Annotated in this window: 11 protein-coding genes; all 11 read left to right on the forward strand. The window is 62.0% G+C overall.

Annotation, left to right across the window (positions count from 1 at the left end; translation table 11 throughout):
- Positions 1-659 precede the first annotated feature (659 nt).
- Positions 660-1436, forward strand: a complete 777-nt coding sequence (locus ACQKEN_RS09490) for an ABC transporter substrate-binding protein (protein WP_427685251.1) — start codon at positions 660-662, stop codon at positions 1434-1436.
- 91 nt (positions 1437-1527) lie between these two features.
- Entirely contained in the window at positions 1528-2217 is a 690-nt protein-coding gene (locus ACQKEN_RS09495; protein ID WP_427685252.1) for an ABC transporter permease, read from the forward strand.
- Positions 2214-2912, forward strand: coding sequence for an ABC transporter permease (locus ACQKEN_RS09500; protein WP_133773343.1), 699 nt, complete (start codon positions 2214-2216; stop codon positions 2910-2912). Before ACQKEN_RS09495 ends, ACQKEN_RS09500 begins: the two co-directional genes overlap by 4 nt.
- A gap of 1 nt (position 2913) precedes the next feature.
- The gene (locus ACQKEN_RS09505; protein WP_427685253.1) at positions 2914-4026 is read left to right on the forward strand and encodes a succinylglutamate desuccinylase/aspartoacylase family protein; all 1113 of its coding nucleotides are present in this window, start codon (positions 2914-2916) and stop codon (positions 4024-4026) included.
- 21 nt (positions 4027-4047) lie between these two features.
- Positions 4048-4812, forward strand: coding sequence for an ABC transporter ATP-binding protein (locus tag ACQKEN_RS09510; protein ID WP_427685254.1), 765 nt, complete (start codon positions 4048-4050; stop codon positions 4810-4812).
- A gap of 149 nt (positions 4813-4961) precedes the next feature.
- Positions 4962-5945, forward strand: a complete 984-nt coding sequence (argR, locus tag ACQKEN_RS09515) for a transcriptional regulator ArgR (protein ID WP_369304627.1) — start codon at positions 4962-4964, stop codon at positions 5943-5945.
- Between the two features lie 295 nt (positions 5946-6240).
- The gene (locus ACQKEN_RS09520) at positions 6241-7461 is read left to right on the forward strand and encodes an aspartate aminotransferase family protein (protein WP_427685255.1); all 1221 of its coding nucleotides are present in this window, start codon (positions 6241-6243) and stop codon (positions 7459-7461) included.
- A gap of 177 nt (positions 7462-7638) precedes the next feature.
- The gene (gene aruF, locus ACQKEN_RS09525) at positions 7639-8670 is read left to right on the forward strand and encodes an arginine/ornithine succinyltransferase subunit alpha (RefSeq protein ID WP_074890339.1); all 1032 of its coding nucleotides are present in this window, start codon (positions 7639-7641) and stop codon (positions 8668-8670) included.
- Between the two features lie 123 nt (positions 8671-8793).
- Positions 8794-9819 (forward strand): arginine N-succinyltransferase, encoded by a 1026-nt coding sequence (gene astA / locus ACQKEN_RS09530; protein WP_427685256.1) that lies wholly within the window; start codon positions 8794-8796, stop codon positions 9817-9819.
- Complete coding sequence (gene astD / locus ACQKEN_RS09535) at positions 9816-11285, forward strand: succinylglutamate-semialdehyde dehydrogenase (protein ID WP_427685257.1); 1470 nt, start codon at positions 9816-9818, stop codon at positions 11283-11285. Before astA ends, astD begins: the two co-directional genes overlap by 4 nt.
- A gap of 220 nt (positions 11286-11505) precedes the next feature.
- Positions 11506-12852: an N-succinylarginine dihydrolase gene (gene astB, locus ACQKEN_RS09540; RefSeq protein WP_427685258.1), complete on the forward strand. Its 1347-nt coding sequence runs from the start codon at positions 11506-11508 to the stop codon at positions 12850-12852.
- Position 12853: the final 1 nt, after the last annotated feature.

Here is a 12853-nt window from a genome sequence, read left to right on the forward strand (position 1 = left end):
GTGGGCCGAGCGGCATGGATGCCGCGAGAGCCGCCCCCCGCCATGGATGGCGGATGGCGGCGGGCCCACGGAGCGAGACCGGAGTGAAGGAACCCGACGAAGTCGGGCCAAACCGAGAGCAAGCACCCTTGGTTACTTGGGGTGCTTTTCCAAGTAACTCGCCGAAGGCGAAACAGTCCGCCCCCAGGCGGACGCTCTTGATCTTCACATTTCCCGGACTCAGGATTCGGGAAATATCGATTTGTTACCGCACATCCGCCCCGGTAACCTCGCGCCCCGTTGTGGGGCGTTTCCACCCGAATCCAACGCATTTCATCGCCCCGAATTAACCCGCTTCCACGCTGGACTTGCCGGATCATAAGGCTTTGCCAATAATGGGCGCGTTATTTGCTTCGTTGATAGGTTTGCCAACTCTGGCACTTGCATAAAGCTTTTTGGATGTCAATTGGCCTGATCGCGATTTCATGCGCTTCTGTAACTAGTTGTCGCATTGAAGAAATATCGACTTTCAGCCTGCCGCTAAAATGCCGACCACTCGCCGAAGGCTTGTCGGGTCCAGAGACCCGCCGGCACCTCGCGTCGCAATTTCTGATTCCTCCTGTTCATTGAGCGTCTCGCTCACTGCCATTTGTCGCGTTATACCGATGGAGTTCCAAGAAATGAAAAAGCTCATGCTGCTGGGTGCGCTGGCACTGTCCGTATTGGCACAGCCCGTATTCGCCGATGAAAAGCCCATGAAGATCGGCATCGAAGCGGCATACCCTCCGTTTGCCTCCAAGGCCCCGGACGGCAGCATCGTCGGCTTCGACTACGACATCGGCAACGCCCTGTGCGAAGAGATGAAGGTCAAGTGCGTATGGGTCGAACAGGAATTCGACGGCCTGATCCCGGCGCTGAAAGTGCGCAAGATCGACGCCATCCTGTCCTCGATGTCCATCACCGAAGACCGCAAGAAGTCCGTCGACTTCACCAACAAGTACTACAACACCCCGGCCCGTCTGGTCATGAAGCAGGGCACCGTCGTCAGCGACGCCCTGACAGAGCTCAAGGGCAAGAACATCGGCGTGCAGCGCGGCTCGATCCACGAGCGTTTCGCCCGCGAAGTCCTGGCCCCGCTGGGTGCTGAAATCAAGCCGTACAGCTCGCAGAACGAAATCTACCTGGACATCGGCGCCGGACGTCTCGATGGCACCGTGGCTGACGCCACCCTGCTGCAGGACGGCTTCCTGAACACCGAATCCGGCAAAGGCTACGCGTTCGTCGGCCCGGCCTTCACCGACGTCAACTACTTCGGCGACGGCGTTGGCATTGCCGTGCGCAAAGGCGACAAGGCTGACCTGGACAAGCTCAACGCAGCCATCGCGGCCATCCGTGCCAACGGCAAATACAAAGCCATTCAGGACAAGTACTTCGACTTCGACATCTACGGCAAGTAACGTGGCTTGAAGCCGTCAATGGCGCAAGCAGCCGGTCACCGTACCGACTGATTGCGCCATTTTTCTATCCCGCGCTTGAGGGCCAAACAACATGTTGAAAGGTTACGGAGCCGTCATCCTCGACGGTGCATGGCTGACCTTGCAGCTCGCTCTGTGCTCCATGGCGCTGGCGATCATGCTCGGCCTGATCGGCGTGGCATTGCGACTGTCGCCGGTGCGCTGGCTGGCATGGCTGGGCGATCTGTATTCCACCGTGATCCGCGGCATTCCTGATCTGGTGCTGATTCTGCTGATTTTCTACGGCGGTCAGGACCTGCTCAACCGCATCGCGCCGCTGCTCGGTCACGACGACTACATCGACCTGAACCCGCTGGTAGCCGGTATCGGCACCCTGGGTTTCATCTTTGGTGCGTACCTGTCGGAGACTTTCCGCGGCGCGTTCATGGCCATCCCCAAAGGGCAGGCCGAAGCGGGCATGGCCTACGGCATGAGCAGTGGCCGGGTGTTCTTCCGCATTCTGGTGCCGCAGATGATTCGTCTGGCGATCCCCGGGTTCACCAATAACTGGCTGGTACTGACCAAGGCCACCGCGCTGATTTCCGTGGTCGGTCTGCAGGACATGATGTTCAAGGCCAAGCAGGCGGCCGATGCCACCCGCGAACCCTTCACTTTCTTCCTCGCAGTCGCGGCCATGTACCTGGTCATCACCAGTGTCTCGCTGCTGGTACTGCGCTACATCGAAAAACGTTACTCGGCCGGCGTAAGGGTGGCAGACCTATGATTTTCGATTACAACGTCGTCTGGGAAAGCCTGCCGCTGTACTTCGGCGGCTTGCTGATTACCCTCAAACTGCTCGCGCTGTCGCTGTTTTTCGGCCTGCTCGCCGCACTGCCGCTGGGCCTGATGCGCGTCTCGAAGATCGCCTGGGTCAATCTGCTGGCATGGAGCTACACCTACGTCATACGCGGCACGCCGATGCTGGTGCAGCTGTTCCTCATCTATTACGGGCTGGCGCAATTCGAAGCAGTGCGTGAAAGCATCCTGTGGCCGTGGCTGTCGAGTGCGACCTTCTGCGCGTGCCTGGCCTTTGCCATCAACACCAGCGCCTACACCGCTGAAATCATCGCCGGCAGCCTGAAATCCACGCCGCCGGGCGAGATCGAAGCGGCGCGGGCGATCGGCATGTCGAAAGCCAAGATGTACCGCCGGATTTTGCTGCCTTCGGCCCTGCGCCGTGCGCTGCCGCAGTACAGCAACGAAGTGATCATGATGCTGCAGACCACCAGTCTGGCGTCCATCGTCACGCTGATGGACATCACCGGTGCGGCGCGCGCGGTCAATGCGCAGTTCTACCTGCCGTTCGAGGCCTACATCACCGCAGGTGTTTTCTACCTGTGCCTGACGTTCATTCTGGTGAAACTGTTCAAGCTGGCCGAGCGCCGCTGGCTCAGTTACCTCGCCCCGAGGAAGCACTGATATGCAGCGCATCGATCACCCTCTGCCGTGGGGCAACCTCGGCACCCAGCGCACCTTGAGTGTGTTCCGTTTCGGCCACGGCGAGCGCAAGGCCTACATTCAGGCCAGCCTGCATGCCGATGAGCTGCCGGGCATGCGCACCGCCTGGGAATTGAAGAAACGTCTGACGCAGCTGGAAGAACAGGGCCTGCTCAAGGGCGTCATCGAGCTGGTGCCGGTCGCCAATCCGATCGGGCTGGGCCAGTTGCTGCAGGGCAACCACCAGGGCCGTTTCGAGTACGGCAGCGGCAAGAATTTCAATCGCGATTTCACCGAACTGAGCGAGCCGGTGGCTCAGGCGCTGGGAGGCAAGCTCGGCGACGACCCCCACGCCAACGTCAAACTGATTCGCCAGGCCATGGCGGATGTGCTTGAGCAATTACCACCTGCCGGCAGCGAGCTGGCCGGGATGCAGCGCGTCTTGCTCAGTCATGCCTGCAACGCTGATGTCGTCCTGGACCTGCATTGCGACACTGACGCTTCGCTGCACATGTACGCCTTGCCCCAGCACTGGCCGCAATGGCGTTCGTTGTCGGCGCATCTGGGGGTGACCGTTGCGCTGCTGGCCGAAGATTCCGGCGGCAGCTCGTTCGACGAAGCCTGTTCGCTGCCGTGGTTGCGTTTGTCCAAGCAGTTCCCGGACGCGCAGATCCCGCTGGCGTGCCTGGCGACCACTCTGGAACTGGGCGGCCAGACCAACACCGGCAAGGCTGAAGCCGAGGCTTATGCTGAAGGCATTCTGGCGTTTCTCGCCGAGCAGGGCCTGATCAGCGGCGAGTGGCCGCAGCCGATCCATGAAGCCTGCGAAGGCATGCCGTTCGAAGGCACTGAAATGATTTATGCGCCCCATCCCGGTGTGCTGACGTTTTTGCGTCCGGCGGGGGCTTGGGTCGAACCCGGCGAACCGCTGTTCGAGGTCATCGACCCGCTGACCGATCGCGCCGCCACCGTCTGTGCCGGCACCGCGGGTGTGTTGTTTGCCATCGAAAAACTGCGTTACGCCCAGCCGGGTTTCTGGATGGCCAAAGTGGCCGGCCGCACGCCGTTGCGCAGCGGCCGCCTGCTCAGTGACTGATTACTTGTGAGAACCGACATCATGAACAAACTGGAAGTCCAGGACCTGCACAAGTGCTATGGCAGTCACGAAGTGCTCAAGGGCGTTTCGCTGACCGCCAGGGCCGGCGATGTCATCAGCATCATCGGCTCAAGCGGCTCGGGTAAAAGTACCTTTCTGCGCTGCATCAATTTGCTGGAGCAGCCGAAATCCGGCCGCATTCTGCTCAACAATGAAGAGCTGAAGCTGGTCTCCAACAAGGACGGCGGCCTGAAGGCGGCTGACCCGAAACAGCTGCAGCGCATGCGTTCGCGCCTGTCGATGGTGTTTCAGCACTTCAACCTGTGGTCGCACATGACCGCGATGGAAAACATCATCGAAGCGCCCGTGCACGTCCTCGGCGTGCCGAAGAAAGAAGCGCTGGAAAAGGCCGAACATTATCTGAACAAGGTCGGCGTCTATCACCGCAAGGACGCTTACCCGGGGCACATGTCCGGCGGCGAACAGCAGCGCGTGGCGATTGCCCGGGCGCTGGCGGTGGAGCCGGAAGTCATGCTGTTCGACGAACCGACGTCCGCCCTGGACCCCGAGCTGGTCGGCGACGTGCTGAAAGTCATGCAGGCGCTGGCCCAGGAAGGCCGGACCATGGTGGTGGTCACCCACGAAATGGGCTTCGCCCGTGAAGTGTCGAATCAGCTGATCTTCCTGCACAAGGGCCTGGTCGAGGAATCCGGTAACCCCCGTGAAGTGCTGGTCAATCCGAAATCCGAGCGTTTGCAGCAGTTCCTGTCCGGCAGTTTGAAGTAGCCAGCCCGCCACGTGAGGGCGGTGCGTTTTGCTTCAGAACGGTTCATGCTGCGCGTCACTCAGACCGCAGCCATTGACTGAAGGTTACAGATTCCCATCGCGCGCCAGGCGTGCGACCCCTTTTAGCGACACGTTTCGGATTGCACGCCATGACTGCCCATCGAATCGGATTTCTCATCTGGCCCGGCACCAAAGCCTTGACCCTGGCGCTGGCGGAGGAAGCCCTGCGTGTTGCTCAGCGCGTTCACCCCGAAGTGGTTTACGAACTGTCGTTTCTGCAGGCCGAACCGCCCGTTGACGGCACCGGTTGGCAATTGCCGGGCGAGCCGTGGGTCGGTCGTCTGGAAGGGTTTCAGAAGCTGTTTCTGCTGGCCGACGAGCCGCCGGCGCCGATGTCCTCGGCCCTCGGTGGTGCGCTCAAGCAACTGGTCCGCGCCGGTTGCGTGATCGGTGGATTGTCGGCGGGCGTCTATCCGCTGGCGCAATTGGGCTTGCTCGACGGTTACCGTGCCGCAGTGCACTGGCGCTGGCAGGACGATTTTGCCGAGCGCTTTCCCAAGGTCATCGCCACCAGTCATCTGTTCGATTGGGATCGCGATCGCCTGACGGCCTGCGGCGGGATGTCGGTGCTGGATCTGTTGCTGGCCGTGCTGGCCCGTGATCACGGCGCCGAGCTGGCCGGCGCGGTGTCCGAAGAGCTGGTGGTGGAGCGCATTCGTGAAGGCGGCGAGCGCCAGCGGATTCCGCTGCAAAACCGTCTCGGCTCCAGCCACCCGAAGCTGACCCAGGCGGTGCTGTTGATGGAAGCCAACATCGAAGAGCCGCTGACCACCGACGAAATCGCCCAGCACGTGTGCGTGTCGCGACGTCAGCTGGAGCGCATCTTCAAGCAGTACCTCAATCGCGTGCCGAGCCAGTATTACCTCGAGCTGCGCCTGAACAAGGCCCGACAGATGCTCATGCAGACCAGCAAGTCGATCATTCAGATCGGCCTGTCCTGCGGGTTCTCCTCCGGGCCGCATTTCTCCAGCGCCTACCGCAACTTCTTCGGTGCCACCCCCCGTGAAGACCGCAACCAGCGCCGTAGCAGCAGCCCGTTCGAATTGTCATCGGTGCCCGCCGAGCGCGGGTGAATCCGCTTTGCGACCTTCATCTGTAGAGGCACGCTTGCCCACGAAGGCGTTAGTTCACCCACTGCATCTTTATCGCCTGATCAATCTTTCGCGGGCAAGCGCGCTCCTACAGGTCTGCAGTGTTTAAACTGCGCCTTTGTGACGCAATTTGTCGCATTGCCGAAAACCCCGTAAAAAGCCGGTTTGGCGCTATAAGAAGTTGTCGCTTGGCGGCAAGGCCCGGCCCGAATCAGTCCTTACAATCCTTTCATCGCTCGCCTGTCCCAGGCAGGCGTTCCGTCTTCAGGAGACTCCGATGTCCGTTGAGCAAGTACCGGTGCAACGTGCCGATTTCGACCAGGTGATGGTTCCCAACTATGCCCCGGCAGCGTTTATCCCCGTGCGCGGTCAGGGTTCTCGCGTCTGGGATCAGTCGGGTCGCGAACTGGTTGATTTCTCCGGCGGCATCGCAGTCAACGTGCTGGGCCACGCGCACCCTGCGCTGGTCGGCGCGCTGACCGAACAGGCCAACAAGCTGTGGCATGTCTCCAACGTCTTCACCAACGAACCAGCGCTGCGCCTCGCCAAGAAACTGGTCGATGCCACCTTCGCCGACCGCGTGTTCTTCTGTAACTCCGGCGCCGAAGCCAACGAAGCCGCGTTCAAACTGGCCCGCCGCGTGGCCCACGATCTGTATGGCCCTGACAAGTACGAAATCGTCGCCGCCCTGAACAGCTTCCACGGTCGCACCCTGTTCACCGTGAGTGTCGGCGGTCAGCCGAAATACTCCGATGGCTTCGGCCCTAAAATCACCGGCATCACCCACGTCCCGTTCAATGACCTCGACGCGCTGAAAGCCGCCGTCTCGGACAAGACCTGCGCGGTGGTGCTGGAGCCGATCCAGGGCGAGGGCGGTGTACTGCCTGCTGAACTCGAATACCTGCAAGGCGCGCGCAAATTGTGCGACGAGCACAATGCGCTGCTGGTCTTCGACGAAGTGCAGAGCGGCATGGGCCGTAGCGGTCATCTGTTCGCCTATATGCATTACGGCGTGACGCCGGACATCCTCTCCAGTGCGAAAAGCATCGGCGGCGGTTTCCCGATGGCCGCCATGCTGACCACTGAAAAACTCGCCAAGCACCTGGCCGTTGGCGTTCACGGCACCACCTACGGCGGCAACCCGCTGGCGTGCGCGGTGGGCGAGGCGGTCATCGACGTGGTCAACACCCCGCAAGTGCTGGCCGGCGTGAAGGCCAAGCATGAACGGTTCAAGGCCCGTCTGGAGAAGATCGGTCAGCAATATGGCGTGTTCAGCCAGGTGCGCGGCATGGGTCTGCTGATGGGCTGCGTGTTGACCGAGGCCTGGAAAGGCAAGGCCAAAGACTTCTTCAATGCCGCCGAGCAGGAAGGCGTCATGGTGCTGCAGGCCGGTCCCGACGTCGTGCGTTTCGCGCCGAGTCTGGTGGTTGAAGACGCCGACATCGAAGAAGGCCTGAACCGCTTCGAACGGGCGGTTGCCAAGCTGACCGGGGCTTGAAACTGCGCTGAATTTGTAGGAGCCGGCTTGCTGGCGAACCCGTTGCATCAGCGACATTTATGTCGATTGACCCGGCGCATTCGCCAGCAAGCCGGCTCCTACGGATCGCTGTCCTGCCTGATATTTTTTATTTTTCGCCGCTAAACCGGCCCGATTTTTTTCTCAAGGAGTGACACCATGCTGGTGATGCGCCCCGCGCAAATGGCGGATCTGAGCGAGGTTCAACGACTCGCGGCAGACAGCCCGATTGGTGTCACGTCCCTGCCGGATGACGCTGGACGTCTGGGTGACAAGATTGCCGCGTCCGAAGCCTCGTTCTCGGCGGAAGTCAGTTTCAATGGCGAAGAGACCTACTTCTTTGTCCTCGAAGACACGGAAGCCGGGCGTCTGGTGGGCTGTTCCGGGATCGTCGCTTCGGCGGGCTATTCCGAGCCGTTCTACAGCTTTCGCAACGAAACCTTCGTCCACGCCTCCCGCGAACTGAAGATCCACAACAAGATTCACGTGCTTTCGCAGTGCCACGACCTCACCGGCAACAGCCTGCTGACCAGCTTCTACGTGCTGCCTGAACTGGTCGGCACGCTGTGGTCGGAACTCAATTCCCGCGGCCGTCTGTTGTTCGTCGCCAGCCACCCGGAGCGCTTCGCTGATTCAGTGGTCACCGAGATCGTCGGTTACAGCGACGACCACGGCGACTCGCCGTTCTGGGACGCCATCGGGCGCAACTTCTTCGACATCAACTACGCCGAAGCCGAGCGTCTGTGCGGGCTGAAAAGCCGGACCTTCCTCGCCGAGCTGATGCCCCATTACCCGATCTACGTGCCGTTGCTGCCGGACGAAGCACAGGAAGCCATGGGTCAGGTCCATCCGCGTGCGCAGATCACCTTTGACATTCTGATGCGCGAAGGCTTCGAGACCGATCATTACATCGACATCTTCGACGGCGGGCCGACGCTGCACGCCCGGGTGTCGGGCATTCGCTCGATTGCCCAGAGCCGCGTTGTGCCAGTCAAGGTCGACACGGTCAGCACCGGTGATGCGGTCAAGGGCGGGCGGCCTTATCTGGTTTCCAATGGCCAGTTGCAGGATTACCGCGCCGTGATGCTGGAGCTGGACTGGGTGCCCGGCAAGCCGGTCGCCCTGAGCCTGACCGCGGCCGAAGCGCTGGGCGTCGGCGAAGGCGCCAGCGTGCGCATCGTCGCGGTCTGACAGCCGGTTCAAGCTGGGTTGAGATGAGTTGACGGCGACCGGCGCTGCAGTGGCAGGCCGACGCCGTAAAGCAGGTTAGCGAGTTCGCCGGGCGTTGCAGAACCCCCGGTTTGAGGAGAAAGCATGATCGTTCGTCCCGTACGCAACAGTGACCTTCCGTCGCTGATCGAGCTGGCGCGCAGCACCGGCGCAGGCCTGACCACATTGCCGGCCAATGAAGAGCGTCTGGCGCACCGGGTCGGCTGGGCCGAGAAAACCTTCCGTGGCGAGGCCGGGCGGGGCGATGCTGATTACCTGTTCGTGCTCGAAGATGACGACGAGAAAGTCGTGGGCATTTCCGCCGTCGCGGGCGCGGTGGGGCTGCGCGAGCCTTGGTACAACTACCGAGTCGGCCTGACGGTCAGCGCCTCCCAGGAGCTGAACATCTACCGGGAGATCCCGACGCTGTTCCTGGCCAACGACCTCACCGGCAACTCCGAGCTGTGTTCGCTGTTCCTCCACGCCGACTACCGCAACGGCCTCAACGGCCGCTTGCTGTCCAAGGCGCGGATGCTGTTCATCGCCGAATTCCCGGAACTGTTCGGCACCAAGACCATCGCTGAAATGCGCGGCATCTCCGACGAGCAGGGTCATTCGCCGTTCTGGGAAAGCCTGGGCCGGCACTTCTTCAAGATGGAATTCAGCCAGGCCGATTACCTCACCGGGGTCGGCAACCGCGCCTTTATCGCTGAACTGATGCCCAAGTTTCCGCTGTACAGCTGCTTCCTCTCGGAGGCCGCGCGCGACGTCATTGGCCGCGTACACGTCAGCACCGAACCGGCGCTGGCGATGCTCAAGGCCGAAGGCTTCAGCTATCAGGGCTACGTCGACATTTTCGACGCCGGCCCGGCCATCGAGTGCGAAACCAGCAAGATCCGCGCGGTCCGCGACAGCCAGGCGCTGGTGCTGGCGGTCGGGACGCCGGGTGACGATGCGACGCCATTCCTTATTCACAACCGCAAGCGCGAAGACTGCCGCGTGACCGCTGCGCCTGCGCGTCTTGCCGCCGGCACATTGGTGGTCGACCCGCAGACGGCAAAGCGCTTGCGCCTCAGCGCCGGTGATCAAGTTCGCGCTGTGCAACTGTCGCCTGCCCGGGAGAGTATTTGATGAACACTTTGTACATTGCCGGTGCCTGGCAGGACGGGCAGGGCGACGCATTCGAGTCCCTGAACCCGGTGAGCCAGCAGGTGATCTGGTCCGGCAAAAGCGCAACGGCTGAACAGGTCGACGCGGCGGTCAAATCGGCCCGTCAGGCGTTTCCGGCGTGGGCGACGCGCACCCTGGACGAGCGCATTGCTGTGCTCGAAGCCTTCGCTGCTGCGCTGAAGAGCCGCGCCGATGAGATCGCCCGTTGCATCGGTGAGGAAACCGGCAAGCCGCTGTGGGAATCAGCAACTGAAGTCACCAGCATGGCCAACAAGGCCGCGATCTCGATTCAGAGCTACCGCGAGCGGACCGGCGAGAAGAGCGGCCCCCTGGGCGACGCCACCGCTGTGTTGCGACACAAGCCCCACGGCGTGGTGGCGGTGTTCGGTCCTTACAACTTCCCGGGTCACTTGCCTAACGGCCACATCGTCCCGGCGCTGCTGGCGGGCAACACCGTGGTGTTCAAACCCAGCGAACTGACGCCCAAAGTCGCCGAACTGACCGTGCAATGCTGGATCGAAGCCGGTCTGCCGGCGGGCGTGCTTAATCTGCTGCAAGGCGCGCGTGACACCGGCATCGCGCTGGCCGGCCATTCAGGCATCGATGGGTTGTTCTTCACCGGTTCCAGCCGCACCGGCAATTCCCTGCATCAACAGTTCGCCGGTCGCCCGGACAAGATTCTTGCCCTGGAAATGGGCGGCAATAACCCGCTGGTGGTCGATCAGGTCGCGGACGTCGATGCCGCGGTCTACACCGTGATTCAGTCAGCCTTTATTTCTGCCGGCCAGCGCTGCACCTGCGCCCGCCGCCTGCTGGTGCCGGAAGGGGCATGGGGCGATGCCTTCCTCGCACGGCTGGTTGAGGTGACTTCCACTATTCAGGTCGGCGCCTTTGATCAACAGCCCGCGCCGTTCATGGGCTCGGTGATTTCCCTTGCCGCTGCGCAAGCCCTGATCGATGCCCAGGAAGTCATGCTGGCCAACGGCGCAGTGGCCTTGCTCGAAATGACCCAGCCAACTGCGCAATCGGCGCTTCTGACCCCAGGCATCATCGACGTCAGTGACGTGGCTGATCGCGAGGATGAGGAATTGTTCGGCCCGCTGTTGCAGGTGATTCGCTACGCCGACTTCGACGCAGCGATCGAAGAGGCCAATGCCACTCAGTACGGGCTGGCGGCGGGGCTGTTGTCGGATTCCCAAGCGCGCTATCAGCAGTTCTGGCTGCAGAGCCGCGCGGGTATCGTCAACTGGAACAAGCAGCTCACCGGCGCGGCGAGTACCGCACCGTTCGGCGGTGTCGGCGCCTCGGGTAACCATCGTGCCAGTGCGTATTATGCGGCGGATTATTGCGCGTACCCGGTGGCCTCGCTGGAAACCGAAACCCTGGCACTGCCTGCCAGCCTGACGCCCGGCATCACCTTGAACTGAGCCCTGTAAGAGCGCAGTCGATTATCTGGCGCAGTGGCGAACACGGACTGTAGGAGCCGGCTTGCTGGCGAACACGGTGGGTCAGTCGGCGATGGGATGTCAGGGCTGACCCCTTCGCCAGCAAGCTGGCTCCTACAGGTGAAGAGGCCAAGCGGTCATTGCAGCCTTGCCACACGACTTTTGATGTTTATAAAAAATACAGATCCACGGAGCCTCACCGATGAAATCCTGTGAAGTCAACTTTGACGGTCTAGTGGGCCCGACCCACAACTACGGTGGGCTGTCCTACGGCAACGTCGCGTCCCAGAACAACTGCCAGCAATCCTCCAATCCGCGCGAGGCCGCTTTGCAGGGGCTGGCCAAGATGAAAGCGCTGATGGAAATGGGTTTCACCCAAGGCGTATTGGCCCCGCAGGAGCGTCCCGACGTGGCCGGTCTGCGCAAGCTTGGCTTCAGCGGCAGCGACGCACAGGTCATCGAGCGCGCCGCCAAAGAGTCGATGCCGCTGCTGGCTGCCAGCTGCTCGGCGTCGAGCATGTGGGTGGCGAATGCCGCCACGGTCAGCCCGAGCGCCGACACCGCCGACGGCCGCGTGCATTTCACCGCCGCCAACCTCAACTGCAAGTACCACCGCAGCATTGAGCACCCGACCACCAGCCGCGTCCTCGGCGCGATGTTCGCTGATCAACAGCATTTCGCCCACCATGCGGCGTTGCCTGCCGTCGCCCAGTTCGGCGACGAGGGCGCGGCCAACCACACGCGTTTCTGCCGCAGCTACGGGGAGCCCGGTGTCGAGTTTTTCGTCTTTGGCCGCGCCGCGTTCGACAGCCGTTTTCCCGCGCCGCAGAAATACCCGGCCCGCCAGACCCTCGAAGCCTCCCAGGCCGTTGCACGTCTGCATGGCCTGAGCGCCGAGGGCGTGGTCTTCGCCCAGCAGAACCCGGCCGTGATCGACCAGGGTGTGTTCCACAATGACGTGATCTCCGTCGGCAACGGCGAGGTCCTGTTCTATCACGAGGACGCCTTCCTCAACACCGAACCCATGCTCGCCGAGCTGCACAACAAACTCGGTCAACGCGGCGGTCGCTTCCAGGCCATCTGCGTGCCGCGCAGTGAAGTGGCCGTGGAGGACGCGGTGCGTTCGTACCTGTTCAACAGCCAGTTGCTGTCCCGTGCGGACGGTTCGATGCTGCTGATCGTGCCGGAAGAGTGCCGCAGCAACGAGCGCGTGTGGCATTACCTGCAGCGCCTGCTGGCGGACGACAGCCCGATCCGCGAGGTCAAGGTGTTCGACCTCAAGCAGAGCATGCAGAACGGCGGCGGCCCGGCGTGCCTGCGTCTTCGCGTGGCGCTGAATGAAACCGAACTGGCGGCGGTCAATCCAGGCGTTATCATGACCGCGCCGCTGTACGACACGCTGACGCAGTGGGTCGACAAACACTATCGCGACCGCATGAGCGACAGCGATCTGGCCGATCCACAGCTGCTGATTGAATGCCGTACGGCGCTGGACGAGCTGACGCAGCACCTGAAACTGGGCGCGGTCTATCCTTTCCAGATCAACTGAT

Source organism: Pseudomonas sp. NPDC078416, assembly GCF_050268485.1.
Classification (GTDB): domain Bacteria; phylum Pseudomonadota; class Gammaproteobacteria; order Pseudomonadales; family Pseudomonadaceae; genus Aquipseudomonas.

Coding starts and splice junctions, on each gene's coding strand:
- ACQKEN_RS09490 (WP_427685251.1), top strand. CDS start 660: ATGAAAAAGCTCATGCTGCTGGGTGCGCTGGCACTGTCCGTATTGGCA.
- ACQKEN_RS09495 (WP_427685252.1), top strand. CDS start 1,528: ATGTTGAAAGGTTACGGAGCCGTCATCCTCGACGGTGCATGGCTGACC.
- ACQKEN_RS09500 (WP_133773343.1), top strand. CDS start 2,214: ATGATTTTCGATTACAACGTCGTCTGGGAAAGCCTGCCGCTGTACTTC.
- ACQKEN_RS09505 (WP_427685253.1), top strand. CDS start 2,914: ATGCAGCGCATCGATCACCCTCTGCCGTGGGGCAACCTCGGCACCCAG.
- ACQKEN_RS09510 (WP_427685254.1), top strand. CDS start 4,048: ATGAACAAACTGGAAGTCCAGGACCTGCACAAGTGCTATGGCAGTCAC.
- argR (WP_369304627.1), top strand. CDS start 4,962: ATGACTGCCCATCGAATCGGATTTCTCATCTGGCCCGGCACCAAAGCC.
- ACQKEN_RS09520 (WP_427685255.1), top strand. CDS start 6,241: ATGTCCGTTGAGCAAGTACCGGTGCAACGTGCCGATTTCGACCAGGTG.
- aruF (WP_074890339.1), top strand. CDS start 7,639: ATGCTGGTGATGCGCCCCGCGCAAATGGCGGATCTGAGCGAGGTTCAA.
- astA (WP_427685256.1), top strand. CDS start 8,794: ATGATCGTTCGTCCCGTACGCAACAGTGACCTTCCGTCGCTGATCGAG.
- astB (WP_427685258.1), top strand. CDS start 11,506: ATGAAATCCTGTGAAGTCAACTTTGACGGTCTAGTGGGCCCGACCCAC.